This window comes from Aeromicrobium phragmitis, from assembly GCF_003674095.1.
GTDB classification, from domain to species: domain Bacteria; phylum Actinomycetota; class Actinomycetes; order Propionibacteriales; family Nocardioidaceae; genus Aeromicrobium; species Aeromicrobium phragmitis.
Window position 1 is genome coordinate 1 of sequence record NZ_RDBF01000258.1, and the last position, 312, is coordinate 312.

General features: G+C 73.4%; 1 protein-coding gene. It reads right to left on the minus strand.

Annotation, left to right across the window (positions count from 1 at the left end; genetic code table 11):
- A partial coding sequence (locus D9V41_RS17235; RefSeq protein WP_279432369.1) for a sugar phosphate nucleotidyltransferase occupies positions 1-300 on the minus strand: 300 nt, incomplete at its 3' end.
- Positions 301-312: the final 12 nt, after the last annotated feature.

Below are 312 nucleotides of genomic sequence, written 5' to 3' on the forward strand. Positions count from 1 at the left end.
CGCGACGCCGCCGTCGAGCGACACCGGTTCGGCGACCGCGTGGTCGATCGAGATCCTGGTGAGGCGCGGCCAGTGCTCGTCGAGGACCTCGTCTCGACGGGGGGTGTCCCAGGCCGCGGCGATCGTCCGCAGTCCCTCGTGCAGCGGTGGGTGGAGACGCTCGAGGTGCCCGAGCAGGACGTCGGCCCGCGTGACGAACATCCCCGCGTTCCAGGAGAAGGCTCCGGTGGCCAGGTACGCGGCCGCTGTCTCGGCGTCCGGCTTCTCCACGAACCGCGCCACCGCGCGCGCGGTGGGCATCCCCGGAAGGCG